The sequence below is a fragment of the Chitinophaga parva genome (assembly GCF_003071345.1).
In the GTDB taxonomy this organism is placed as follows: domain Bacteria; phylum Bacteroidota; class Bacteroidia; order Chitinophagales; family Chitinophagaceae; genus Chitinophaga; species Chitinophaga parva.
On sequence record NZ_QCYK01000003.1, the window covers coordinates 536,980 to 560,938 of the forward strand.

Consider the following 23,959-nt stretch of genomic DNA (forward strand, 5'->3'; position numbering starts at 1 on the left):
GCTCAGGAATGTTGAAGTTGTGCAAGGATTTTTTTCTGGTAATTTTTGGGATGGTTCTTAGACACGTAAGGCGTGGTTTTAAAAGCCGTGTCGTAATCTTCCATCGGGTAGCCTTTGCGCTTCCACTTGCGCCGCCACTTCCAGTCGGTAAGCCGCATCAGCAGCAGGTTTAGCGGCTTCCAGTGCAGGTGCAGCTTGTCTTTGCCAGCAGGGCTATAGGCCAGTGCGCCTTCAAAGTCCACCGCCAGGTGCTGTATGTTGGTAAGATTGCGTTGGTTGCGCAGCAGGAAGGTTTTATATACGCTTACATTGTGCACTGGTATCAGGGTGCTCAGTTCTATGCGGGTATAAATATTCTGTTCCTCCAGGCAGAGATGGTGCTCATCTACGAAGTAATTCATGCATAGCCAATGCTGGCGCCCTACCAGGAAGCTCAGTTTCTTTACCAGGTGCAGCAACGTGCGGCAGATCCAGAGCGTATTGTTGGCGGTGATGATAAAAAAGTCGAAGTCGGTGTTATCGTCCGCATAATGTTTGGACAGGGAGCCGGAAATGCCCACGAATTGCACAAAAGGGAACTTCCCGATAAAACGCCCGGCTTGTATAGCTTTGGGCAGCAGGTGGGCGGCCCTGGCCTCGCCGCTGAGGCGTTTCCGGATGATCTGTGTATCGTCTGTGGCTAGCAGGTAAAAGTCTTCCACGTGGAGGAGGGCGCCTGTGATCTCCATTTTGCGCAGCGCGTACCGGGTGGCAGTTTCACTGATGCCGTCGGGCAGTAGTTTATAAAGCTCCGCTTGCGTGAGCGGGTGGCGGAACAGGCTGAAATAACGGAGCAGGTCCAGGATCTCCGTTTCTATCCAGGCATTGGTGCAGGGTTTTTCGGTGGCTGCGCGTTGCAATTCATCCGTCCATAACGCTCCCATAAACAGTATTTTTGCGTCACTCATGATGCGCCGGGCTTTTAATGAATGTTGGTGGCACTGCTATAGAATACGGGGATGGGCCCGGAAGGGTTGCCTGGGGATGGAAAATTGATTGCTGCATCCCGGACAACCCGCAGGCGCGCCGGCCTCCGGGCCATTTTTTCCCGGCCGCCTGCCTTAATAGCTGGTTACCGTAAGGGCTTCCTCGCTGAAGATGCCGTGCAGGCGCTCCTTCCACGCGTGGAGGTCTGCGGCGCGGCCTTCTGGTGTGTTCCGCGCCGGTGCGCTGACCACCTGCGGATGCAGTACCGTGAAGCCGGTGAAAGCCAGAACGCCGTGATGGATGGGCTTCAGCATGTTCAGCAGGTCGCCGTAAGTGCCCCCGGCTACATAATGAGCGGCATCGCCACCGGTGGTGAGGGAGAGCATGGCTTTCTTTCCCTGGAAAACTCCCTGCCCATAAATGCGGCCATTCCCATAAAAACGGCCCATGGCAAACACCCGGTCCACCCAGCCTTTGAGGATGCCCGGCACGGAAAACCACCACAGCGGGAATTGCCATATCATGAGATCGCACCATTCCACTTTCTCCTGTTCCGCGGCAAGATCCGCCGCAAATCCATCGTGTTCCCATGCATACATTTCTTCCAGTTGCTGTTTAAAAAATGCAGGATTTTTTACCGTGGTAAAATTGGCCCGGTCTGATACCGGGTTGAAGGCCATACGGTAGAGATCAGATTCCTTTACTTGGTGTCCCGCTGCTTCCAGCGTCGTTTTAGCCTGGCTAAACATGGCGCCGTTCATGCTTTGTATTTCCGGGTGTGCCAGCACAATCAGTATTTTCATAATTTTAGGTTATTTTAATAACGGATGCGAAGTTAGGTGGCCGCCGCGTGGCGGGAAAATGGCCAGCCCGTTGTATGTAACACACAAAATTGTTAGTAATGAGTAAGCGGAAGCCCAGTTCTACCAATACAGAAAACCTGCAAAAACTGCTCAACTTCTGCGGCGTGGTATATGCCGTGGACCTGCTGGGTGGACGGTGGAAAATGATCATCCTGTACAAGCTGGAAAAGCGTACCCTGCGCTTCGGTGAATTAAAATCCCGCATCCCGGATATTTCTGACCGCATGCTTACCCTGCACCTGCAGGAACTGGAGCGGGATGGGCTGATTACCCGCACCGTATACCCGGAAGTGCCGCCCCGCGTGGAATACAGCCTTACGGAAAGTGCCCGCAAACTGGCCCCCATCTGGCAGCAGCTGGAACAATGGGGCCTGGAGCACCGAGGGCAACTGGTGCCACAGCAGCTCACTGCCGGCGTTTAATTTTAACCTTGTGTTCAACCCGCCATTATGAACAAGCCATATTTCATTGTTACCTCCTTGCTGGCGGTAGCCCTGCCCTTTGCCGGTTTTACGGGCGAGCACCTGGTGGCACATGTGCCTTACACCTTTCCATTATTTGCCAAATGGTTCCTCTTTTCCGCGGTGGGACTGCGTTTGCTGTTTGCAGGATTGAGACAGGCGCTGCTGCCGGAAGCCGCCGCCCGGAAGATATCCGGTATGCAGACCGAAGAGATTTTACCGGTGGTGCAGGAACTGGGATTTGCCAAACTGTGTTTCGGGTTACTGGCCATTTTCTCCTGGTGGAAGCCGGAATGGCGCATGGTGGCCGCTTTTACCAGTGGTATTTATTTTGGCCTGGCCGGTCTGCGGCATTTGGTAAAGCCGAAAGTGAATAGTAATGAACGCTTCACGTTGTGGATCGACCTGCTCACGTTTGGATTGCTGTCCGCTTTTTATCTGGGCCGTTGAGCTGGAGGCGCTCCTGATGCACGCCGGCCGTAGATGGCGGATGGAGCGACTATGCGTTTTAAACACCCGTTCCTTCACCGGAAAATCTTTATTTTTAGGGCTGCACTTCCGGTGATGAAGGAACGAAAGTTATGAACGTAAACGGACTAGAGTTTTTTGATGATGTGCTGGAAATGCACGCGGCACCCAATACCCTGGCTGGTAAATATGCAGGACTGCGCGCTTTGCTGGAAAGGGCCTGCAAAGACCTTACCGCGCAGGAGCCCATCCAGTTTTCCAATTTCTTTTCCCGGCTCAATTTTGTCTGTAGTAAATACCACGTGGATGGGCGCCTGGCTTTCCGGGTCAATACCTTCCGGGTACACTCCAATGATATCCTGTACCGCAATGCGGTGCCGGAGGAAGCCACTTACCTGCAGGACCTGAAAGCGGTATGCCAGGCCCTCAGCCACTTTTATGAAGTACCGATCCCTGAAGACCTGCGCGCCATCCTGCCCGTGGCAGACCTTTACCTGCCCCACACTGATGCCCAGCACCACCTGGACCGCGTGCGCGTGGAGCTGGTAACGATGGACGGGCAATACCTGTACGTAGTGGACGAAGCGCAGCCTTCGGAAGATCCTGTCCGCGTGCGGCATGGCGTAGCCGGTGTGAACGACGCGTTTAACGAAACCATCGCACGGCTGTGGAAGGGATGCCAGTTAAACCTGCTGGAAGTGAACGTGGAAGACGATGGCACTTATGTGCCGGGCCTCATCATCCTGGAGCCGGATTACCTGGTGGATATCAGTTCCCTGGCAGAATGCATGAAGGAATACGGCGCCCACCCGCTGCATTTTATACAAGCCAAACTGGAACCTGCAAAGAATACCAGGCATATCCTGCTGGGTAATATTGCCAACCTGTTTCTCGATGAATTTGTAAATGAAAGACCGGACCGGCCGGTGGTATTCCTGGAGGCGCTGCGGGCGGCATTCCGCAATGCGCCCTTTGAATTTGCCACCTGTGAAGGGGTGGATCGTGATTTTTTCAAAGATGTGGAATTGCAATACCACAATATCCGCCGCGTGGTGAATGATGTATTTCCCGGCCGTGGCATTGCCCGCGAAAATGCCATCCTGGAGCCCAGTTTCATTTGCGAGCACCTGGGCGTGCAGGGCCGGCTGGATCTCCTGCAATTGCAGGAAAAGGGGCAGCCCCAGTTTGTGATAGAACTGAAATCCGGTAAGGCACCTTACCCGGAAGACAATCATGCCCTGGTAGGGCACAACCACCGCAGCCAGGCCTTCATTTACCAGATCCTCATACAAAAGGTGCTGGGCGTGGCTTTCAAAGACCTGAGCACGTTTATATTGTATTCCAAATACACCGCACCGGATGCCAACCTGCGCCTGCCTACGCCCTACATGGGTGCCATCCGCGAGGTACTGAATGTGCGCAACGGGATCGTGGCCAATGAAAGGCGTATAGCCAGTGCCGTTAGCCAGGGAGATACCCATGCTTTGATCAGTGCCATTTCACCGGATACATTGATCACCAATGAGCGGGTATCGCCAAGGTTCATTACAGATTACATTGTGCCCCAGATCCGGCGCTTCCGGCAGGCCTTTGACACCGCCACGCCACTGGAGCTGGCCTATTTTCACAGCTTTTACACCTTTGTAACGCGGGAACAATACCTGTCCAAAGCCGGGGATACCGAATATGATACCCTGCGCGGCATTTCCTCGCTGTGGCTTTCTTCCCTGCCGGAAAAATTTGAGGCCGGTGAGATCCTCACTGACCTGGAGATCGTGGAAAACCACGCGGCGCACGCAGCACGCACGCTGAAATTGCGCATCCCTGCGTATGAACATGATTTCCTGCACAACTTCCGCCAGGGCGACATCGTGATCCTGTATGAACGTAACGCGGCCACGGATAATGTGACCAACAAACAGGTATTCAAAGGTACCATCCAGGCACTGGCACCGGATTTCATCACGGTGCGCATCCGCTACCGCCAGCGCAACCAGGCGGTATTGCCCGCCGGCAGCCGCTACGCAGTGGAACGTGATTTCCTGGACGCATCGTACCACGCCATGTACCGGGGCCTGTACGCCTTCCTGCTCGCTAATAAAGACCGGCGCCAGTTGTTGCTGCACCAGCGCAAGCCCACGCAGCACATGCACCTGCAGCTGACCGGCAGTTATGGCTCGCCAGAGATCAATGCCATTACGCTGAAGGCCAAACAAGCCAATGACTATTTCCTGCTGGTAGGCCCGCCCGGAACGGGCAAAACATCCCGCGCCCTGAAAGCCATGGTGGAAGAGTTTTACACGGAGCCCGGGAAAAATATACTGCTGCTGTCATTTACCAACCGCGCGGTAGACGAGATCTGTGACGCCCTGGACACGGTAGCCGGCAGCCCGGCTTACATCCGCATCGGGGCAGAACTGGCGTGTGCAGCGGAGCATCGCAAACGGCTGCTGGAACATGTGATCCAGGGCTGCCACAACCGCGACGATGTACGCAGGCAGCTGGAAACCCACCGCATTTTTGTAGGGACGGTAGCATCCCTGGCCGGTAAAACGGAATTGTTCAAACTGAAACACTTTGACGTAGCCATCATAGACGAGGCGTCACAGATCCTGGAACCTGCACTGGCAGGGCTGCTGAGCGCAAAGGATGGAGAGGGAGGCAATGCCATCGGTAAGTTTATCCTCATAGGGGATCACAAACAACTGCCGGCAGTGGTGTTGCAAAAGGAAAGCGAGTCTGCCGTAAACGACACGGCCCTCCGCGAGGTAGGCCTGCACGACCGCCGCAATTCTTTCTTTGAAAGACTCTTCCACCTGCACAGCCGGGACGCTGATTCACCCGTGTGGGGCATGCTGCACAAGCAGGGGCGTATGCACCCGGAGATCGCATTGTTTCCCAATTATGCATTTTACAACAGCCAGTTACAGGAAGTGCCCACGCCACATCAAACGGAGGCCCTGATTTATGCAAACGTGGAAGCCGGCAACCCGGTGCAACAACTGGTAGCCAGCCGGCGCCTGGCCTTCATCCCCGCGGCCAGGCACGTGGAGGATAAAACCCATAAGACCAACACCCACGAAGCCTGCATTGCCTGTACATTAGCAAAAAATATCTACACCCTGTACCGGCGCAATGGCATGGCTTTTTCCACTGCCCAAACACTGGGTATCATCACCCCTTACCGCAGCCAGATAGCATTGATAAAACGCGGCCTGCATGCATTGGGCATCCCTGAACTGAACGAAGTGATGGTAGACACCGTGGAGCGCTTCCAGGGTTCAGAGCGGGATATCATCATCTACTCCTGCAGTGTGAATGATTACCGGCAATTGTCTTTCCTCTCCCAAGCCGTAGTGGTGGATGGCCAGTTAGTGGACCGTAAATTGAACGTGGCCATCACGCGCGCCCGCAAACAACTCTTTATAACCGGTAACCCGGTTATCTTATCCAACAGCCTTACTTACTACCGCTTCCTGGAATTTATCCGCTCCCGCGGCGGTTACGTGCACGCCACACCGGAGCAATTCCTGGCCGGAAATTTTTCTTTGGAAGCACCCGTGCATACCAGTAAGCCCACCACAAATGATGCCTTTGCAACAGTGTTCGATGAACTGGTGGTAATGCCGCTACGCCAGGATCCGCGCACCTTGCAGCCGGACCAACCATTAGGATTTGATCGTGATCATCATCAATTGAACGTGGTGGAATACGGCCGTGCGCAGTTTGACACGGCTACCGGTGCATTTTCTACCGCAGATAAAGTGAACCTGTATTGCTATTACCAGTTACATAACAGCTATGAGAATAGCGTGCAGGTGTTTGCCACATATGATGCATACCTGCGCCGGTTATTTGCACAATGCGATCACCGCATAACGTTGATAGACATCGGCTGTGGCCCCATGACCGGCGGAATAGCCTTCCAGCGGCACTTTGGGGCAGGCCCAAATTTTTATTTTCATTATGTAGGCCTGGACAAAGCGCCCGCCATGCTGGAAAAAGCACGGCTATTTGGAGCATCCGGCCTGCTGGCAAGGGATACAAGGGTGCAGTTTGTAACTGCGCTGGACGGGGTGCAAGATGCTTACTGGGAAAGCGTGTTCACGCTGCCCAATACGGTGGTGCTATATGCGGGCAACGTGTTTGGAAGTATAAGCAATGAGGGCGCCGCGTTGCTGGCCCTGCAGGTAAATAGGCTGATGGATAAATTCCCGCTGAATAAATATGTGCTGATCTTTCATGGCCCTTTGCTGGAGCGGCAGGCAAGGAGTTATGTGGTATTTAAGAAGCTGGTGCCAGGGCTGCATAGCGTGTCACAGCCCAGGGTGATGGCAGGAGCAAGTGGGAAGGATGCGGGCGATGCGGTGTATTGTGAGGTGCTAGGGTAGCGCAAAGCAAGCCCTCACAAAGAAACCGGCATCGTCCGCCCAAAGGGGACCGGCCCCGCACTACGCCAGGTTCCCGTCACTCACATCCAGCAGGATCACTGTCCGCTTTTTCCCTGCCGGATCAGCTGTTACAGTCGCCTTAATAAAGTGATCCTTCATCAGTGACTTACACAGGTCAAACGCCTTATCCTTATCCTTACCTTTTTCAATGCGCAGCCACGTATACAATGTAAGGAAAGATCCATCAGAATGATTTTCATACACTGCGTTATGCGATAGAATACCCGGTGTGGTCTTCATGTTCGCAAACGTAATGTAACTGAACCCGGTAGTGAAAATGAAGAACTGCTTTTTATCCTTGTCCGCTGCTGCCGGCGTATCGGCAGCTTTGAAGGTCCAGTAGGATTTTACATCATTGTAAGATACTACCTGCAGCCATGTGTCCTTGATATTAGGCAGGTCCAGCACCGGCATGCCGGTGGCAGTGATGGGAATGCCAAGCCAACCGGCCAGCACCTGCGAAGAGGGTTTGGTTGCATCCCACTTGCTGCCGTCTGAAACCCAGTTCAGGTAAGCGATCGGAAGATCCCGCACCAGCCATTCTACCAGTTCCTTTTCTTTTTCCAGCTGATCCTTGCTTTGGGGCAGGCGGTAAATATTAAAGCCCATTCCCCAGAAGCACCACAGGTAGCCCTTGTCTTCGGCAAACAATGTCTTTTGCTGCGCGGCCAGTCCCCCTTCGGTAGCGGGGATGGCCTCATGTCCGTAAGAATACAGGGGGGATTGGCTGTCGCAGTTCTGGCAATCACCGGTGCTGGTGCAGGCAGTGCCGCGCGGCGGGCAAGGCTGCAGGGTGCCGGTACCATCGTCATATTTTGTTTTGGGACTGGCCAGCCAGCCACGGTTCACAAACTCGATCCCGACGGATTTTTCGTTGAACGTGTTGGCATGTGCTTCCAGTTCCAGCAGGTCGTTGAACTGCCAAACGGTGGCATCGTTGCGCACCACCATATGCGCAGTGTATGGCGGGGAGAACCCGTTGCCGGTATCGGCCGCGGTTTCATGCAGGATGAGGTGGATCACATCGTTGCCATTACGGCGGCCGGATACGGTGGTGTTGTGCGATACCGAAGTGTCGCCCCAGTTCGTAACGCTGGTTACTTTTTTCAGTGCATTTTTATTGATGATGATGCTGTCTGTGGCAGTGGGCTTATTGCTGTTCAGTTGCGCAGCGGTAGGCGCGGCACTGGTCCCGCTACCGCTACCGCCCTCCCCCGGGCCTACAGCTTCTATAAAGTGAACGATCTGTTTGTAAAGCTGGCCGGGATTGTCGGTCACCATCTGTTCAAAGGCAGACTGGAAGTCGCTGAAGGATTCCCTCACTTCCGTGCCCGTGTAGGGATCATTGAAGTAGAAGTAAGTGCCTATACCATCAGGCGTGCCGGTGCCCGTGATCTTTTTCAGCAGGCGTGCATGCGGGGAGAACTGGCCGGCGGCCGTGGCGGCATCGGTAGTGATCCACAGCGGGCCATAGGTCTTCACCAGGTCAATGTAACGCTGCAAGGTATAGCTGGCGGGCGGTTCGGCCGTCATGTGCATGGCTTCCACGAAGGGGTCCTTTTCGCTGGAGCGCAGCCCCTGCTTGGCCGTGAATTTATCCAACCATGTTTGTCCAGCCATGCCCAGCACGGTTTCTACGGAAAGACTGGCTGACTCGCGCCAGCATTCCATCATGGTGGCTACCGTGGCCCAGCAGGCCAGGTCATTTTCCTGCTGCAGTAGCGGGATGGTGCCGCCGGCGTCGGCCAGCACGTTTTCCGGGCCGCCGCCTTCAATGTCTACTTTTTCTGTTTTACCGGTAGTGGCATCCGTTTGTTCTGCTTTCACGGCTTTGCCCTGGTCTACCGCTTTTACAGCTGCATCCGTGAGGGAAGGCTTCTTGGCGGCTGCGGCAGCGGCATCCGTGCGCTTAGTTTCGCCGCCGTCTATCATTTGTTGAATGTGGTCTTTGGTCAGTTTGCCAGCATCGTCCTTGGTGAGGTTGCCACTGGCCTGTGCATCGTTGATCGCGCTCTTGATCTTATCATCGTTCTGCGTGTTATGTGCCTGTACGGCCATGTCTTTGGCCATCTGTGCAAAGGCTTTGGCATTTTCCTGGTTAGACAGGTAAGTAGCCATGGCATTTTTCTGGTTGGCATCCAGGCCGGTGATGTCTTTGAAGATATCGGCCTTGCCCAGCAGGTCTGAAAGGCCTGCCAGTCCTGCGCCCGGAGCCGGCAGTGCCGGTGCGTTCTGGATATTTACCAGTGGTGAAGCAAAGTCCTTGAATACCGCTTTCCAGTCTGTGGGTGCAGGCGTGGGCACCGTTACAGGGTTGATGGCCGTGGGCTCATCGGTCGTGAATTTATCCCAATCCTGTGAAGAGTTGTCCTTCACCGGTTCGCAGGCGTCGCAGGCGCCCATCACGGCTTCTGCAAATACGCCGCGGGTGGGCACACTGATGCGGAACGGATCGGGTGGTGTAAGCGGTTTGTAGTGATCCAGCAGCGAGATCTTCACTTCATTGCTGGGCTGCCCGTCTGCGTTTTGCGATACCACGATGTAAGAGCGGTCTACTTTCACGCCCGCAGCCACGGGGAAGATCAGCGAGTTGCCCGCTATGCCTATGAGCTGGTTTTTTACAATAGAGGCCAGGCTTTTCATGGGGCCAGGCTGGTTCAGGTCATCATACACCTGGATATGGAAACCATCCAGCAGCAGGTAGCGCCGGTCTATGTCCAGCGCGCGCCACAGCACTTTGTTATAGTATTCCACGTTGCTGTTCAGGTGCGTGATCAGTTCGTTCACGATGAACTTATCCTCCTTGCGCGGGTTGCGTTTTTCGTCAAAGTTGAGGGGGGTGTAAATGTCTTTTACACCATCCACCAGGTCATCGTTTAGTGTTTTGCTCACGATGGTACCGTTATAGTGCGCAGTGGCATAGTTCACGCGCAGGCTTTCCACGCGCAGGTCTATGTACTGGAAAAATTCCATCTGGTTGGCAAACGCAATGTTGTACAGGATGTCCAGTTGCGTAATGTCTACGCGGGCCTGGGAGGTGTCACCGCGCAGGGTATAGCGCAGCAGGCGGTTGCCACCGTTGTATTTGTCCAGCGGCGTGAAGTCCAGGCCAGTCAGGGGTTTGATGGTGATCTTGTACTGGTCTATCAGCTTGGCAATGAGCATGGGGGCAATGTAATCGTTGAAGATCTGGTCCCAGTCTGCGATCACATTGTTGCTGAAATAATGCAGCAGCTCATTGGTGGTCATGCCCAGCAGGCTGGCATAGGCATCCCACAGTTTCTTTTCCTTTTCCATGCCGGCAAAGAAATCCAGCGGTGTATAGGCGTCGTTGAAATACAGGAACGGGATATTCGGTGTATCCACAGAATCAAAGTTCACACGGATACATTTGGCCGGGGGCACGGTTTCATAGTTGGCATCCAGGGTCATGAACATATCAAAGATCTGCCCGCGGGTGATCACTTCCGTGGTGTTGGTTTCCCGCTTGATGCTGGGGCCACCTGCGGCGCACGGCACAATGGCGCCTATCACGGCGTTCTTGATATTGTCTTCCACGGTGCCCACTACATCCACGCCACCTTGGGTGGTCACGGTTTTTTTAACGATGGGCAAAGACAGGATGCGGTCAAAGCGGGTCTTGGGCCGGGGAATGCTCACGCGGAAATTGATCTGCCCTGTGATCTCGGTAATGGTCTCATCGCAATAGCGGCCCGCGGGGAAGTCCACGTTGGACCAGTTGGTCAGCACGCGGTCATTGGCATCAAAACCTTTCAGCAAGGGATTGAGGCCGCGGAACATGGGCAGGTACGTGTTAGACGGCCGGTACATCAGGTTGGCGGCCAGCACATCCCGCCACTTATGGATGTTCTCCATCGTGAAGTTGGTCATGATCAGCGGCACAAAAATACATTCCTCTACCTGCACCAGTTCCTGGAATACCGCGTAGTGGCGCAGTACTTCAAAATACAGCATGGTGAGGGAATGGCAGTGGTTATGATTGGCCACTACTTCCGTGGTGGTGGAATATTGTTGTCCTTCCTGGATGGTGTCTATCAGTGTACCATTCTGCTGGCGGTACGCGCTGGAGCTTTGCATGATAGCGTTGCGCAGGGTTTCGCCAAAGGCCTGGCTGGTATTACGGGAGCTGTTTTGCGATGCATTGGAAGAAGAGGAAGAGTAGCCGCCGGATACGCCCAGCACCGCGCCCACCGGGCCTAAAATAGCGCCCACGCCCAGCCCTGCGGATACACCGCCGGTGCTGGCACTGCTTTGCCCCTGCAGGTACTGGTCAATGGAACCACTCAGGCTGTCAATGATGCTGCGGTCGTCTACAATGCCCGCGGAAAGGCTTTCCCGCTGGGAAAGCTGTTGTGTTTCGGAGCCCTGTAAAGAACGTTTGTAGTCAAACACCACGATCTCTTTCTTTTGCCCCGGGGCCAGTGGCAGGGAGTAAAGGAGGTCGCCCAGTGAGTAGCCATCTGCCTTGAGCACAGATTTGTACGTGAGCAGGTGGCCATGCGCCACATTCACCGCCTGGTAAATGGAAAGATGGTTATCCTTATCGATGGTGTCCGGGGCGTCCTGCCAGCGGATGGGGGTTTCATAGCTTACTTCCACCCGTTCTACCTTCTGCCCGTCGCCCAAAGTGAAGGACACTTTTTGAAAACCGTCCAACTGCTGCACGGTACTTTTTTCCAGCACATAGTTGGCCACATCTGGATCGGAAGTGCGTACAATGGCGTAGTAGGTTTGCTCACTGAGCGTACGGTTGGGCGTAGTGAGGTTCATGCAGGTGCCGCCACCCAGGTCCTGTGAAAATTTATCGGACCCGATCAGGTCTTTCTGGTCGGGGAGGCGGGGCGTTTTACTATCGGTACTGTGGCAGCTGCAATCTGCGTCTGCATCTTCATCACCACTGCAGTCCACACCTTCTATGAGCAGGTACAAATAATCCGTGGTGATGGTCTGCAAAGGCGATTGCTGGGATGCCAGCGGGATGGTGCTCACCGGGATCGGGTTATCCGGGGATAAGGAGATCAAGGCCTGTGCTACTTCATAACTGCCCAGCGGGTAAGGCATGGTAAAGCTGCCGGTAATGTCCGTGGTGGCTACACCAATGACCTTCCAATCGGCGTCTGTGGCCTTGTTCTTCGCCTGCAGCACCACGGTAATGTCTTTCATCAGGCATTTACCGCTGATCTCCACTACCTGTCCTTTAATGGGCTGGTTGTTGCTGCCGGGGCTACCCGGATCTGCCGTGAGCACGGGTACCTGCACCAGTGGTATTTCAATGTGCACGGCCTGGAGCGTGGTATCGTCCGGCTGGTAGCTGTGTTTCCACACAATGCTGCCATCGTACAGTTTCACGGTAAGGGTTACCGTGCCGGCGCTCTGCGTGTCGAGGATGATATCGTTTTGTGCGTGAAAGTCAAAGTTCACTTTGCGCCCGGGAATGTCTGTATTGGTATAATTATCCCACGCGTATTTAGCGGAATTGCCCGTGTAGTCCAGCACCAGGTCATAGCTGGTAAGGTTGCTGTATTTCACGGGATCCGTGCCGGTGAAGGTAACATCGCCTTTCACTACGACCGGGTTCAGGGCCGGTATGGTGAGGGGGAAATCAAAGAGTGCGTTGAAAGTGGCTGCAGGCAAGCTTTTCAGCAGGTTGTAATCCGTGTCGCTGACAATGATGGAGAACTGTTCCCTGGCCTGGCCGGCAAGGGCCTGGTAGCCGGGCACATTCATTACCGGCATTTTCTCCCCGTCTTTTTTGAACGAGAGGGAGGTAAATGCGATGATGGAAGCCAGTGGCGTATTGGGCACGGCGGCCTGCAGTTTTGCAAGGGCGTCCGTGTTGAGCAGCACCAATGTTTCATTCAGCAGTTTTTCCAGTGCCGCATTGGTGTCGCCTCCATCCGTAGCAGCAGCCATGCCGGCGACGCCACGCCGCAACAGGAGGGAAGGCGTATTGGTAGTAGGTGTACTGGTGGGTGGCATCAGGATGAAAGGCAGCGCGCTCAGTTGCTGGGTTACGTGGCCATTCATTTTTACATCGATGCCAAGCGCCAGGTTGCCCACCAGCTTTTGAAGGTCCAGGGGCACCTGCTGGGAGTTGTTGAACTGCATGATCCAGTAGTACACAAAACCCACCATGTTATTGCCGGTGAGCAGGGCCAGTGCAATGTCCTGCTGGTAAGCGGTATCTGATAACTGCAGGGTTTGCGGCAGGGCCTGGAAACCGGCGGCGGCGCGGCTTGCCGGCTTGTCATTGCCGGGTGGTGTGTAGTTGTAGAGCGGCAGTACAAATTCCGTCTTTACCTGTTTGAAGTCAGGAAAATCGCTTTCAATCTGGGACAGGTTGCTACCGGCGTACGCTAGTGATCTGTGTAAAGAAGCCATAACAGTGGTGGGTTTGGGGTACAAAAAAAACGGGGTATTACAGTAAAGTGCAGGATGGGGAATAGATAGGCGGTAGTGTATTCACTGGAGCGAAAATAGGGCATGTGGAGGAATGCAGTATAGCGGAAGGTGGCCGGTGGCAGGGGATTTTTTCTAACTGGTGGATTTAGGAGGATAAGTGTGGTGAATAAAGCGGGGGCGGCAGTTTTTCTTCCTTTGCGGATAAAAAACTGTATTTTATCAGGCAAATACCCTCCCCATCATGCCAGGCCCGTTCTTTATCACATGCGCTATTGATAGAAAATGCTTTCGTGCATCCGCCATTGTTGCGGGTTTGTTTTTTTTGATCGCGTTTCCCACCGCTACTGTTGTGGCACAACAGAAAACGGGACGCGATCCGTTCTTGCAACAACTGGAGGCGCTACGGCAGCAACTGAAGATCCCGGGGATGGCAGTGGCGGTACAGCGGGGGGATACGGTATTGCTGGCGGAAGGCTTGGGGTATGCAGACCTGGACAGGCACATAAAGGTGACACCTCAAACCGCTTTTGGGGTGGCGTCTATAGGAAAAACATTTACCTCCACCCTGGTCATGCAATTGGTAGAAGCGGGAAAACTACGGTTGGATGACCGCGTTTCACAATACGGGGTGTATCCGGGGAACCCGGACATCACAGTGCGGGAACTGCTCACACATACCTCTGAAGGCATACCTGGCACCTGGTACCAGTACAATGGTTCCCGCTTTGGAATGCTGGGGCCTGTACTGGAAAAGATCACAGGCATGCCTTTCTATGCCTTGCTGATGGAGCGTATTATTATGCCCCTGCAAATGACGGCTTCCGCCCCGCCCATACCGTTGGATCAGTATTATGATTACCGCAAAACAAATCCCGCCGTTACGCCTTTTTTTGATACCGCCTTTTTCCATGCCACCCGGCCTTATGAACTGGATAACCAGGGCCACATTGTAAAGGGCCAGCCCTTTTCATTCGGCGCGTTTGGCGGCCTGGTAACTACCGTAGCAGACCTGCTCAAATATGGGGCAGCCATAGACCGGCACCAGTTCGTCAGTGCCGCCACACAGGCGGAGATCTTCACGGCCAACAGAACGAGCACCGGCGTAATCACGCCTTACGGCCTGGGATGGTTTGTACAGCCTTACCGCGGCGATACTTTTTATTGGCACTATGGGCAAAGCTCCGGACAATCTGCTTTGTTTATAAAGGTGCCTGCACGCGAGCTGACATTGGTGGTCCTGTGCAACACGGACAAACTCAGCCAGCCTTTTCCCCTGGGCGATGGAGACCTGTTGATGTCACCGGTGGGGCAATTGTTTTACCGAAGCTTCATCCGGCAGGATGTAGATGACCTGTTCAGGAATAAAGAGCGGATCGTGCAGGCTTCCATCGCGTTACTGAATGGCGATAGCGCCAAGGCCACCAAGTTATACGCAGCTTACCAGCCTCCCCGTACGCCCGGAAATCCGGGTGTGCCGCAAGGTAAACGCATTGCAGCACTGGTGGATGTGGGCGTGAATAAGGAACTTTCATCCCCTTTCCGGTTAGCGCATGCCACCACGCTCAGGGTCTATGCTGTGGGCGAGGATTGTGCGGGCGACGGCAGCTTCTGGTGTGATGCGGGTTGGATAGAAGACCGCAGCGGCAAAGTGTTGTGGGAGATGAAGGGGCATACGGGGGTGCATGCTGGTGGCGCCGCGAAAAATCAAAAGGTGGATACATTGATCACATTGCCGGCAGGCGAGTACACACTGCATTACAGGTCGGACGGAGGGCATGCTTATAACAACTGGGACTCCCTCCCGCCGGACGATCTTTTTTGGGGAATTATTGTGATGCCTGCCGATAAATGATACCGCCTGGCGATAGCAGGTGCCCCCGCTCTAAAGCTTACCCGGAGGGAAAATGAATGCAGGTGCAATGCCCGGCGGCCAGATTGTCCGCATGAGGGGCTGCTTTGCCCGCTTTCCCCTTCAGCTCCATTACCAATGGGAAAGACCAGTTGCGTTACATGATGTAATGAGTGCGTTCTGTCTTACGGTGAAGGCGCCGTGGAAAATTACTGCCAGGCATTATTGGAGCACCTGTAAGCGCCGGGGATTTATTTTGCTATCTTTAACTGTTATGACTATACGTAAAACCATGCTTAAAGCGCTGCTGCTGGCGGCGCCCACGTTATGCGGCATCCATGCCCGCGCACAGCAACAACCCTCCATCTTCCTTGCCGATCCCACGGTATTTTCAGACAAAGGCATGTACTACCTGTATGGAACGGGCAGTGATCGTGGCTTCCTGGTCTATACATCGAAAGACCTGAAAACGTGGTCCCAGCCGGCGGATACTGCGCAGCGCCTGGCGTTGAAGAAAGGAGAGAGCTTTGGCGACCACGGTTTCTGGGCGCCGCAGGTAGTGAAGTATAAAGGTAGTTATTACATGGCCTATACGGCCGATGAGCATATTGCCATTGCCCGGGGAAGCAGCCCTGCAGGGCCTTTCCGCCAGTCGTCATTCAAAGCACTGCGTGGCGATACCAAACAGATAGACCCGTTTCTTTTCTTTGATGATAACGGTAAAGTATACCTCTACCACGTGAAGCTGCAGCATGGCAACCGCATTTTTGTAGCAGAGATGAAGCCGGATCTGTCTGATATCATCCCCGGCACGGAAAAGGAATGCCTTGCCGCCACGGAGCCCTGGGAGAATACCGCCGCCGCCGGATGGCCGGTATCAGAAGGCCCCACGGTGTTGAAACATAAACAAACTTATTACCTGGTCTATTCTGCCAATGACTTCCGCAGCAAGGACTATGCGGTAGGTTACGCTACGGCTGCCTCGCCCGCCGGCCCCTGGAAAAAATACGCGGGTAACCCCATCATCAGCCGGCAAACCGTTGGCCACAACGGCTCTGGTCATGGGGATGTATTTACGGACCAGCAAGGGCATATGCACTATGTATTGCATACGCACCGCTCAGACAGTGCGGTGGCCCCGCGCGCCACGGCCGTGGTGGATCTCCGGTTTAAGCCGGCGAAGGGCGGGGAAGATGTGCTGGAAGCAGATGGAAACTCCTTCCGCTGGTTGCAGGATTAGGCTTTCTGCGCCATCACTACCCTGAATTTATTCCGGAATACCACGTGGCCATTGTCCTGTGTGAACGGCGCTACGGCATGGCTGAGCGCCGTTCTTACTTTATCATAACCACTGTGCGCAATAGCTTTGGCAGACGGACCTGCAGACAACAGCCCGTCCAGCGCGGTGGGCAGGTCGGGGTATTCCCAGACATTGGGCACATCGTCATTGGTAAGGATGGTGAGCCCTGCCTGTTGTATCGCTTTTTCCAGCCGCTGATCTTCACTGAGGGCAAAGGGGCCCGGCGCCCCTGGTGGGGGCGGGGGCAGGAGGCTATCCACCGCGGCGAGGAAAGCGGTGGCTTCACAATCTGCCTTATTGCCCCAGATCATGGCAATGAGCCGGCCCCGGGGTTTTAATACCCGCGCGGCTTCTGCCAGTGCCTTGTTAACATCGGCGGCAAACTGGAAAGAATTGAAGCCGGTCACCACGTCAAATTGTGCACCCGGGAAGGGAAGCGCTTCCATGTCTCCATTGATGAAAGTGAGTGCCGGTGCGCGTTTGCGGGCTTCTTCCAGCAGCCCGGGTGTAGCATCAAAACCCGTGACGTGTTTGGTGTAGCCATATGCTTCACTGCAAAACAGGCCGGAGCCGCAGCCTACATCCAGCAAGTGAATGTCAGCGGTGAGTTGCAGCAGTTGTAAGGCATGGTCATAACCCGACTGGCAGGTAGCTTCCTGGATGGAAGACCATGCCTGGGGATTGCGCCCCCATAATTGCGCCTGGATAGCCTGTGAGCCCATAACGATGATTTTACAGAAAGGTAAGGAATTCCCTCTATCCGTAACAAAGCCCAGCTGCCGGCAAGCCTTGCCCGCCCCCACACGTACTGCCTTGCTTTACGGATGGTCATTTTGCAAAAAAAGCAGGGCAGCAGGTCATGACAACCTGTTGCCCTGCTTTACACAACGGTAGCTGGCGGCACCCCGTTCCTGTGGCTATTATTTTAAAGTCAGTAACAGTTCATCCAGTTTTTCCAGCGTAGCGATCATGCCTTGTTCCATGCCCATCTGGATCACTTGTTCCAGGTCTGCCAGTGACTTATAGGTAACAATAGTTTCTACCAATGTGTTCTCACCTTTGTCTGTGAAAGTGACGCGCCATGCGGCTTGCGGCAATGCCTCATTGATCTCGCCCGCTTCGTTGGAAAAGGCATCGGTGGTGGTATAATAATCAATGGACTGGATCTTTTTGTAGTGCGTGAGGCCCCAGTACTCGGTGCCATTGGGCTCTACCATGGCATAGTGCCAGTGGCCGCCCTCGCGGAAGTCCATGGATTTTGTTTTCGTAGTGAGCGGCTTGGGAGCAAACCATTGGTCCAGCAGTTCCCTTTTAGTGTAGCAGTCCCACACAAGGGCGCGGTCGGCCAGGAATTCACGACGGATGGTCAGTGTGTTGTTTTGCTTGTCGGCAAGGAAATCAAATTGCAGGATGCTGTTCATGGTTTTTTATGTTTGAGTTTAAGTAATACTTCGTCCAGGCGCTGCAGGCGTTCCTGCCATAGCTGCTGAAGGTGCTGCAACCATTTTTCAAATGCATTCATTTTTTTTCAATTTTCAAGTTGGTAATGTTTTTCCCTACTCAATAATTGCGCAACTATTCAGTTGCAAATATATAAGCAACTGATCAGTTGCGCAAATTTTTTTGAAAGAATTTTTGAAAGTTTTTTGGGAGCGGTTTTGCAGGAAGGGTAGGAGGGAAGGGCAATGAGAACGCATTCAGGACATCCAGGGAGCCATGCAAGGCGCAGTGGCTGTTCCCCCGGGGAGAGAACAACCACCGTTGGAAAAGGGGGCTCCCTGGCCCCCGTGGTGGGAACAGGCGCTGCTGAAACACTTCACCGCCAGGCTGTCTTCGCAAAGACGGCCTGGCGGTGAACCATAAAAACAATTAAATGCCGGTGTAGCCTATGCCGCCTGCACGGCGGCCGCGCCCCGCTTCAGCGTGAGCACCGTGATCTCCGGCCAGATGCCTATCCTGCCTCTCAGGCCATGGAAACCAAAGCCCCTGTTCACATATAAATACTTGCTGCCCTGCTGGTAAAGGCCTGCCCATTGCTTGTAAAAATATTTAATGGGGCTCCATTTAAAACCAAACATTTCAATGCCGAACTGCATGCCATGGGTATGGCCGGCCAGGGTGAGGTGGATGTGCTGGTTGTGCCCGAGCGTCACTTCGTCCCAGTGAGAAGGGTCGTGCGACATCAATATCTTAAATGCATTGTCCGGTACATTGGCGGTAGCTTTTTCCAGGTCGCCGTATTTGTGGAAGCCGCCCTTGCCCCAGTTCTCCACACCTACCAGCGAAATGCTCTGGTCTTGTTTGCGGATGGTCACCGCTTCATTGAGCAGCAGTTTAAACCCGATCTCTTCATGGATGGCTTTCAGCCGTTCCAGGTTAGCCGCCTTTGCAGCACTGCTTTCCCAGCGGGCATAGTCGCCATAGTCATGGTTGCCCAGCACGGAGTAATTGCCGTAAGGCGCATGCAGGGTGGCAAAGCGGGGGATCCATGGGTCCATCTCCGAAGCCATGTTATTTACCAGGTCGCCGGTGAAGAGCAGCAGGTCGCTCTTTTGATCTTTTACAAGGTCCAGCCCTTTCTGTACTCCTTTGGCATCTGTGAAGCTGCCGGAATGCACATCGGAAAACTGGGTGATGGTAAAGCCGTCAAACGCTTCCGGGAGGTCCGGGAAATAAAGGGTTTCCCGTTTTAACTGGTAAAAGTGCTTGCCGGTGGTAAGGCCAAAAAGCACTACCAGGAAAACCACGCCGGCCAGCGCCAGGGTGGCCTCGCTGACATACAGGTTCCTGGCGGGGAAGCCACGGAACAGGCGGGTCACGTCTTCTGCCATCAGTAAGACGGAAGAGAACAGCCTGGGTATAAAAATAAGCAGCAAAGCCGCCATGAGCCCGTTAATAAGGCGCTGGGGCGTATGCCCGGCCCTGCGGATGAATAGGATGGAAGCAATGCCGCCAATGATGCCGAGGTCAACCAGCCAGTAAGCGGTGTGCAACAGCGGGTTTTGGGTAAGGGTTGTAACAGCCTGGTAAAAATAGAGATCTCCCACAACGAGCAGGAGCAGAATCAAAATAAATCTTTGTGCCATAGATACGGAACGCATTTTATAGGAAGACGAATGGAAGAGGGCAATATTTTACGGTTAACAAAATTTTATGAAATGCACCGTGGGCAGTTTGGCTAAGACAAAGGGTATTTAGGCTAAACGCATGTAAACACCTGTTCAGACCTTTGTATCCATAAAAAACAATGGATATGAAAGCAATCCGAATACATGAATTTGGCGGCCCGGAGGTGATGAAAATGGAAACCGTAGCCCGCCCCGTGCCCGCTGCCGGTGAGATCCTCGTGAAAGTATACGCGGCCAGCGTAAACCCGGCAGATTATGTTATCCGCGAGGGCGGCAATGATTTTTTACGGCCTTACCTGCAGCTGCCGATGGGCCTGGGCATAGACCTGGCCGGGGTGGTGGAAGCGGTAGGCGCAGGCGTGGAAAATTTTAAACCAGGCGACCGGGTGTATGGATTGCCCAATTTCCTGGACGGCGCTTACACGGAGTACCTGGCCGCCAGGGCCACCCAGTTTGCCCGGATGCCGGGCACGGCTACTTTTAACGAGGCTGCCGCCATGGCTTCCTGTGCGTCTATTGCCTGGAATGGCGTGATGGAACTGGGCAATGTACAGGCGGGGCAGCGCATCCTCATCCATGGCGCCGCTGGTGGGGTGGGCAACATGGCCTTGCAGTTTGCAAAGTCGCGGGGCGCTTACGTGATCGGCACCGCTTCCGCCCATAACTTCGATTTTCTGAGATCACTCGGGGCGGATGAAGTGGTCGACTATAAAGATGAAAATTTTGAAACGCTGCTACACGATGTAACGGTGGTGTTCAATGCCTCACCGGTGCGCGATGCGGCTATGCGCATGAAATCTGTGCAGGTGATGCAGGAAGGCGGTATTTTTGTATGTACCCAGGTGGATTTTCCCTTCAGCGAAGCATTTATCAATGCGCTGGCTGCAAAGCAGGCTACCGCTACTTTTATTGGCGGCACCAACCTCGACTTTGGTTACCGGCTGGCAGAAGTAGCAACCCTCGTGGATGAAGGGAAAGTAAAAGCGGTGATCAGTAAAGTATATCCATGGGAAGAAGTGGCCGCCGCACACCGCGAAAGCGAAACCCGGCACGTAAGGGGTAAGATCGTGCTGGAGATCAGGAAAGAAGAGGAAATATGAAACGTTTTGCAACCATCCGGGAATTTCACCAGTTCAAGCGCCTGCCGGGGCCGGAGCATCCTTTGATCAGCGTGATCAATGTAGGTGCGGTGGACCGGGTGCGCATCATCGATGCCGCAAGCTGGTCCTACGGCTTTTATTGCGTGGCCATTAAGCGGATCGCCGAATCGCAGTATGTGAAGGTGAAGTATGGGCAACAGGTCTATGACTTTGATGGTGGCATCATGTCTTTTGTGGCGCCCGGCCAGGTGGTAGGGCTCATGGTGGATAAAGAAGAAGTGATCATAAAATCGGGATGGCTGCTATGCATTCATCCTGATTTCTTTTGGAATACGCCGCTGGCAAAGACCATCCGGCGGTACGACTTCTGGGATTATTCCGTGAACGAGGCATTATTCCTCTCCGAAAAAGAGGAAACCATCGTCAACGACCTCGTCCACCACATCCGGCAGGAGTATCATACCAACATTGATAAGTTCAGCAAAAATATTATCATCTCCCACCTGGAAGCGTTGTTTAACTATGCAGACCGGTTTTACCACCGGCAATTCCTTACCCGGGAAAAAGCCAACCACCAGGTACTGGAACGGCTGGAAGACGTGCTGGACGCCTATTTCGGCAGCGATGACCTTTGCACAAAAGGGCTGCCCACGGTAGCCTTTGTAGCGCAGTCATTGAATGTATCCCCCAAATACCTGAGCAGCATGCTGAAAACACTCACCGGGCAAAATACACAACAACACATCCATGAAAAGTTAATTGAGAAGGCGAAGGAAAAGTTATCATCCAGTACGCTTACGGTGAGCGAAATAGCCTATGAGCTGGGGTTTGAGCACTTACAATCGTTCAGTAAATTATTTAAGGCCAAGACGAAATTATCACCTTTGGCATTCAGGGCTTCGTTTGAATAGAAGAGCAGGGATGTTCAAAGCCCTTCCGTTGTAAACAGTTTCCAGCGCCCTTCTGAGACCACTTCCACGTGGCCATCCACGACTTTCTGCGCGGTTTGATCACCTATCAAATAAGACGGCATGGGCAATGTAAATTTTTAATCATTAAGGCTCAACGTCGAAATTTTGATCTAACACTCACCACTTATGGTAATTGTATCCATGGCTTTCCTGAGTGGCGTTGCATGCGGCCCGGCTACTACAAGATAAAAAAAACAGCACCACACCTTCCGGCATGATGCTGTAGCTAACGAGTGTCAATACCACAAGACACATTCTTTACTAAAAAATCTTTCGTTGCGTGCTATTGTGCTGCACCCACGGCCGGGGCCATGGTGGCGGATACCGGCTTGCCAAAGTAGTCCTGGCCTCCATTGTTGCTGATCAACACGCCTGCACCAATGGCGGGTGAGTTGCCCTGCAGCTTATATCCATTCACCGTATTTATGCCACTGCCGCCACTGCCCGGTGCTACCAGCAATGGGTTTACCGTATAGCCAGTGCTATCGCTGGCTGCTTTAGGACCAGGGTAATAGAAATTGTGGTCATACACAATATTGGCCTGGTCATCAAACTGGGTGGCGGGTGCATAGAAAATATTGTTCCTGAACTCCAGCCCCGGGTGCACGCCGGTGCCGCCGGCACGGTCCAGTACCCCGATCTTGGTAGCATCGTAGAAGGTATTGTTATAAATATAGATCGGCACTACTTTTCCGTTGGGATGCTCGTGCAGTTCAAACACGCGGTTACCAAACGGGTCGCCATCATTCTGGCTGATATTGTAACGCACTATACCGTAGGTAAAGTCGGGCCCCGGATCGCCCATGTGCAGGAAGAAGCCTCCCTGGTTGTCGTGTGAATAATTGTACTGGATGATCGTGTAGCCCGGTGTGCCCAGGTCAATGTCAAAGGCCTCGGAATCCATGGACGCATATGGCACCGGGTTGGTCAGCCGCGTATAGGCTACCTCGTTATGCTGGATGATCATGTTCTTGCCCCGGCCCCAGAGGCCTGCCAGTACAATGTTCATATTCACGCCCAGCGTATAGGCGCCGGCGTTCAGTACCCGGTTATTTTCTATCAGCACATTCTTGGAAGTATACACGATGATGCCTTCCAGCGCAGTGCTGTCCACCACGTTCTGGCGGATGACGATGTTATTGTTATAATAAGTGGTGTCCTTGTTGCTGCCATCGCCCATCATGATGCCGCGGGAAGAGCAGCGCTTCAGGTCATTTCCTTCTATGGTCAGGCTGTCAAAATAAGCCTGGGCCGCATTAGACCTTACAAAGATGCCCGCCTGCAGGTGGCGGTTGGTAATGGGCATGCCTTCCACATCATGGATGTTATTATGCTTAATGCAGATGCCCGGGTAAGTGCCCGCCGTGGCCAGGGCTACGTAAATGCCAGACAGGGAAATATCTGGTGGCCTTACCGCCCGCGGATGGCTTACATCAAAATTCTCGAACGTCAGGTATTTGGCATCCTGGATCAGCACCGCGGAAAGCGTGGCATTGTTACCCACGATCCTGGGCTTGTCGCCCGTGCCATAGGCGCCAAACGTGATCCGGGCGTCATGGGTGCCGGAGCTTTTTATGACCAGGGTACCTGTCCACGCGTTGCCTCTTTTAAACAGTACAGAGTCCCCCGGCTGGAACGTGGTGGCGTTCACTTTGGTGAGGGTCTTCCAGGCCGTGTTGGGCGATAACCCGTCGGCAGAGTCGGAGCCGTTGTTGTCAATATAATAACGGGTGGTGGTCACCACCGGGCCGCCATCGCTCCCGTGGGGCGGCAACAGGAATGGCAGTTTGGAGCAGGAGCTCAGTAAACCGGCTTGCAGGCAAATAGCGCCCAGCACCCGGGATAAGGCCTTTGTTTTTTTCATACGTGGAATGTTTAATGTGGAATGTCTACAGCCGCCGGCGCTCATGGTTACAAATCTATTACGGGGCAGGGCCGGGAGCCAAACAGAAACGCCCAAAAAGAGGGAACAAACCGCG

At 53.9% G+C, this 23,959-nt stretch carries 14 protein-coding genes; 7 read left to right on the top strand and 7 right to left on the bottom strand.

The window, feature by feature from the left end; all coding sequences use genetic code 11:
- Positions 1-2: 2 nt before the first annotated feature.
- Together DCC81_RS21450 and DCC81_RS21455 are read right to left on the bottom strand one after the other, a co-directional pair.
- Positions 3-947, bottom strand: coding sequence for a hypothetical protein (locus DCC81_RS21450; RefSeq protein WP_108688725.1), 945 nt, complete (start codon positions 945-947; stop codon positions 3-5).
- Between the two features lie 153 nt (positions 948-1,100).
- Complete coding sequence (locus DCC81_RS21455) at positions 1,101-1,769, bottom strand: NAD(P)H-dependent oxidoreductase (RefSeq protein ID WP_108688726.1); 669 nt, start codon at positions 1,767-1,769, stop codon at positions 1,101-1,103.
- A 98-nt stretch (positions 1,770-1,867) separates the two neighbouring features.
- Here DCC81_RS21455 and DCC81_RS21460 point away from each other — a divergent pair, with 98 nt between their 5' ends.
- The 3 genes from DCC81_RS21460 to DCC81_RS21470 all read left to right on the top strand — a co-directional run bounded on the left by DCC81_RS21460 (position 1,868) and on the right by DCC81_RS21470 (position 7,149).
- Positions 1,868-2,251, top strand: coding sequence for a winged helix-turn-helix transcriptional regulator (locus DCC81_RS21460; protein ID WP_108688727.1), 384 nt, complete (start codon positions 1,868-1,870; stop codon positions 2,249-2,251).
- Between the two features lie 27 nt (positions 2,252-2,278).
- A complete protein-coding gene (locus tag DCC81_RS21465) occupies positions 2,279-2,740 on the top strand; it encodes a DUF6790 family protein (protein WP_108688728.1) in 462 nt (153 codons plus the stop codon).
- A 131-nt stretch (positions 2,741-2,871) separates the two neighbouring features.
- On the top strand, positions 2,872-7,149 hold the full coding sequence (locus tag DCC81_RS21470; protein WP_108688729.1) for an AAA domain-containing protein: 4,278 nt from the start codon (positions 2,872-2,874) through the stop codon (positions 7,147-7,149).
- 60 nt (positions 7,150-7,209) lie between these two features.
- On the opposite strand, the gene DCC81_RS21475 is transcribed toward DCC81_RS21470, so the two are convergent.
- Positions 7,210-13,611, bottom strand: a complete 6,402-nt coding sequence (locus tag DCC81_RS21475; RefSeq protein ID WP_108688730.1) for a papain-like cysteine protease family protein — start codon at positions 13,609-13,611, stop codon at positions 7,210-7,212.
- A 403-nt stretch (positions 13,612-14,014) separates the two neighbouring features.
- Between DCC81_RS21475 and DCC81_RS21480 the strand changes: the two genes are divergently transcribed.
- Together DCC81_RS21480 and DCC81_RS21485 are read left to right on the top strand one after the other, a co-directional pair.
- A complete protein-coding gene (locus tag DCC81_RS21480; protein WP_165806686.1) occupies positions 14,015-15,484 on the top strand; it encodes a serine hydrolase domain-containing protein in 1,470 nt (489 codons plus the stop codon).
- 271 nt (positions 15,485-15,755) lie between these two features.
- Complete coding sequence (locus tag DCC81_RS21485; RefSeq protein ID WP_240613041.1) at positions 15,756-16,721, top strand: glycoside hydrolase family 43 protein; 966 nt, start codon at positions 15,756-15,758, stop codon at positions 16,719-16,721.
- On the opposite strand, the gene DCC81_RS21490 is transcribed toward DCC81_RS21485, so the two are convergent.
- From DCC81_RS21490 to DCC81_RS21505, 3 genes are all read right to left on the bottom strand, one after another.
- Positions 16,718-17,503, bottom strand: coding sequence for a class I SAM-dependent methyltransferase (locus DCC81_RS21490; RefSeq protein WP_108688732.1), 786 nt, complete (start codon positions 17,501-17,503; stop codon positions 16,718-16,720). The two genes, DCC81_RS21485 and DCC81_RS21490, sit on opposite strands and share 4 nt — an antisense overlap.
- A gap of 198 nt (positions 17,504-17,701) precedes the next feature.
- Entirely contained in the window at positions 17,702-18,202 is a 501-nt protein-coding gene (locus DCC81_RS21495; protein ID WP_108688733.1) for an SRPBCC family protein, read from the bottom strand.
- 465 nt (positions 18,203-18,667) lie between these two features.
- Positions 18,668-19,867, bottom strand: coding sequence for a metallophosphoesterase (locus tag DCC81_RS21505; RefSeq protein WP_108689278.1), 1,200 nt, complete (start codon positions 19,865-19,867; stop codon positions 18,668-18,670).
- 167 nt (positions 19,868-20,034) lie between these two features.
- Here DCC81_RS21505 and DCC81_RS21510 point away from each other — a divergent pair, with 167 nt between their 5' ends.
- Positions 20,035-21,009 (top strand): NADP-dependent oxidoreductase, encoded by a 975-nt coding sequence (locus DCC81_RS21510; RefSeq protein ID WP_108689279.1) that lies wholly within the window; start codon positions 20,035-20,037, stop codon positions 21,007-21,009.
- Positions 21,006-21,920 (top strand): helix-turn-helix domain-containing protein, encoded by a 915-nt coding sequence (locus tag DCC81_RS21515; protein WP_108688735.1) that lies wholly within the window; start codon positions 21,006-21,008, stop codon positions 21,918-21,920. Before DCC81_RS21510 ends, DCC81_RS21515 begins: the two co-directional genes overlap by 4 nt.
- A 343-nt stretch (positions 21,921-22,263) precedes the next feature.
- Here DCC81_RS21515 and DCC81_RS21520 read toward each other — a convergent pair whose 3' ends face one another.
- The gene (locus DCC81_RS21520) at positions 22,264-23,844 is read right to left on the bottom strand and encodes a right-handed parallel beta-helix repeat-containing protein (protein WP_165806687.1); all 1,581 of its coding nucleotides are present in this window, start codon (positions 23,842-23,844) and stop codon (positions 22,264-22,266) included.
- Positions 23,845-23,959 lie beyond the last annotated feature (115 nt).

Coding starts and splice junctions, on each gene's coding strand:
- DCC81_RS21455 (WP_108688726.1), bottom strand. CDS start 1,769: ATGAAAATACTGATTGTGCTGGCACACCCGGAAATACAAAGCATGAAC.
- DCC81_RS21510 (WP_108689279.1), top strand. CDS start 20,035: ATGAAAGCAATCCGAATACATGAATTTGGCGGCCCGGAGGTGATGAAA.
- DCC81_RS21470 (WP_108688729.1), top strand. CDS start 2,872: ATGAACGTAAACGGACTAGAGTTTTTTGATGATGTGCTGGAAATGCAC.
- DCC81_RS21515 (WP_108688735.1), top strand. CDS start 21,006: ATGAAACGTTTTGCAACCATCCGGGAATTTCACCAGTTCAAGCGCCTG.
- DCC81_RS21490 (WP_108688732.1), bottom strand. CDS start 17,503: ATGGGCTCACAGGCTATCCAGGCGCAATTATGGGGGCGCAATCCCCAG.
- DCC81_RS21450 (WP_108688725.1), bottom strand. CDS start 947: ATGAGTGACGCAAAAATACTGTTTATGGGAGCGTTATGGACGGATGAA.
- DCC81_RS21505 (WP_108689278.1), bottom strand. CDS start 19,867: ATGGCACAAAGATTTATTTTGATTCTGCTCCTGCTCGTTGTGGGAGAT.
- DCC81_RS21520 (WP_165806687.1), bottom strand. CDS start 23,844: ATGAAAAAAACAAAGGCCTTATCCCGGGTGCTGGGCGCTATTTGCCTG.
- DCC81_RS21495 (WP_108688733.1), bottom strand. CDS start 18,202: ATGAACAGCATCCTGCAATTTGATTTCCTTGCCGACAAGCAAAACAAC.
- DCC81_RS21475 (WP_108688730.1), bottom strand. CDS start 13,611: ATGGCTTCTTTACACAGATCACTAGCGTACGCCGGTAGCAACCTGTCC.
- DCC81_RS21465 (WP_108688728.1), top strand. CDS start 2,279: ATGAACAAGCCATATTTCATTGTTACCTCCTTGCTGGCGGTAGCCCTG.
- DCC81_RS21460 (WP_108688727.1), top strand. CDS start 1,868: ATGAGTAAGCGGAAGCCCAGTTCTACCAATACAGAAAACCTGCAAAAA.
- DCC81_RS21485 (WP_240613041.1), top strand. CDS start 15,756: ATGACTATACGTAAAACCATGCTTAAAGCGCTGCTGCTGGCGGCGCCC.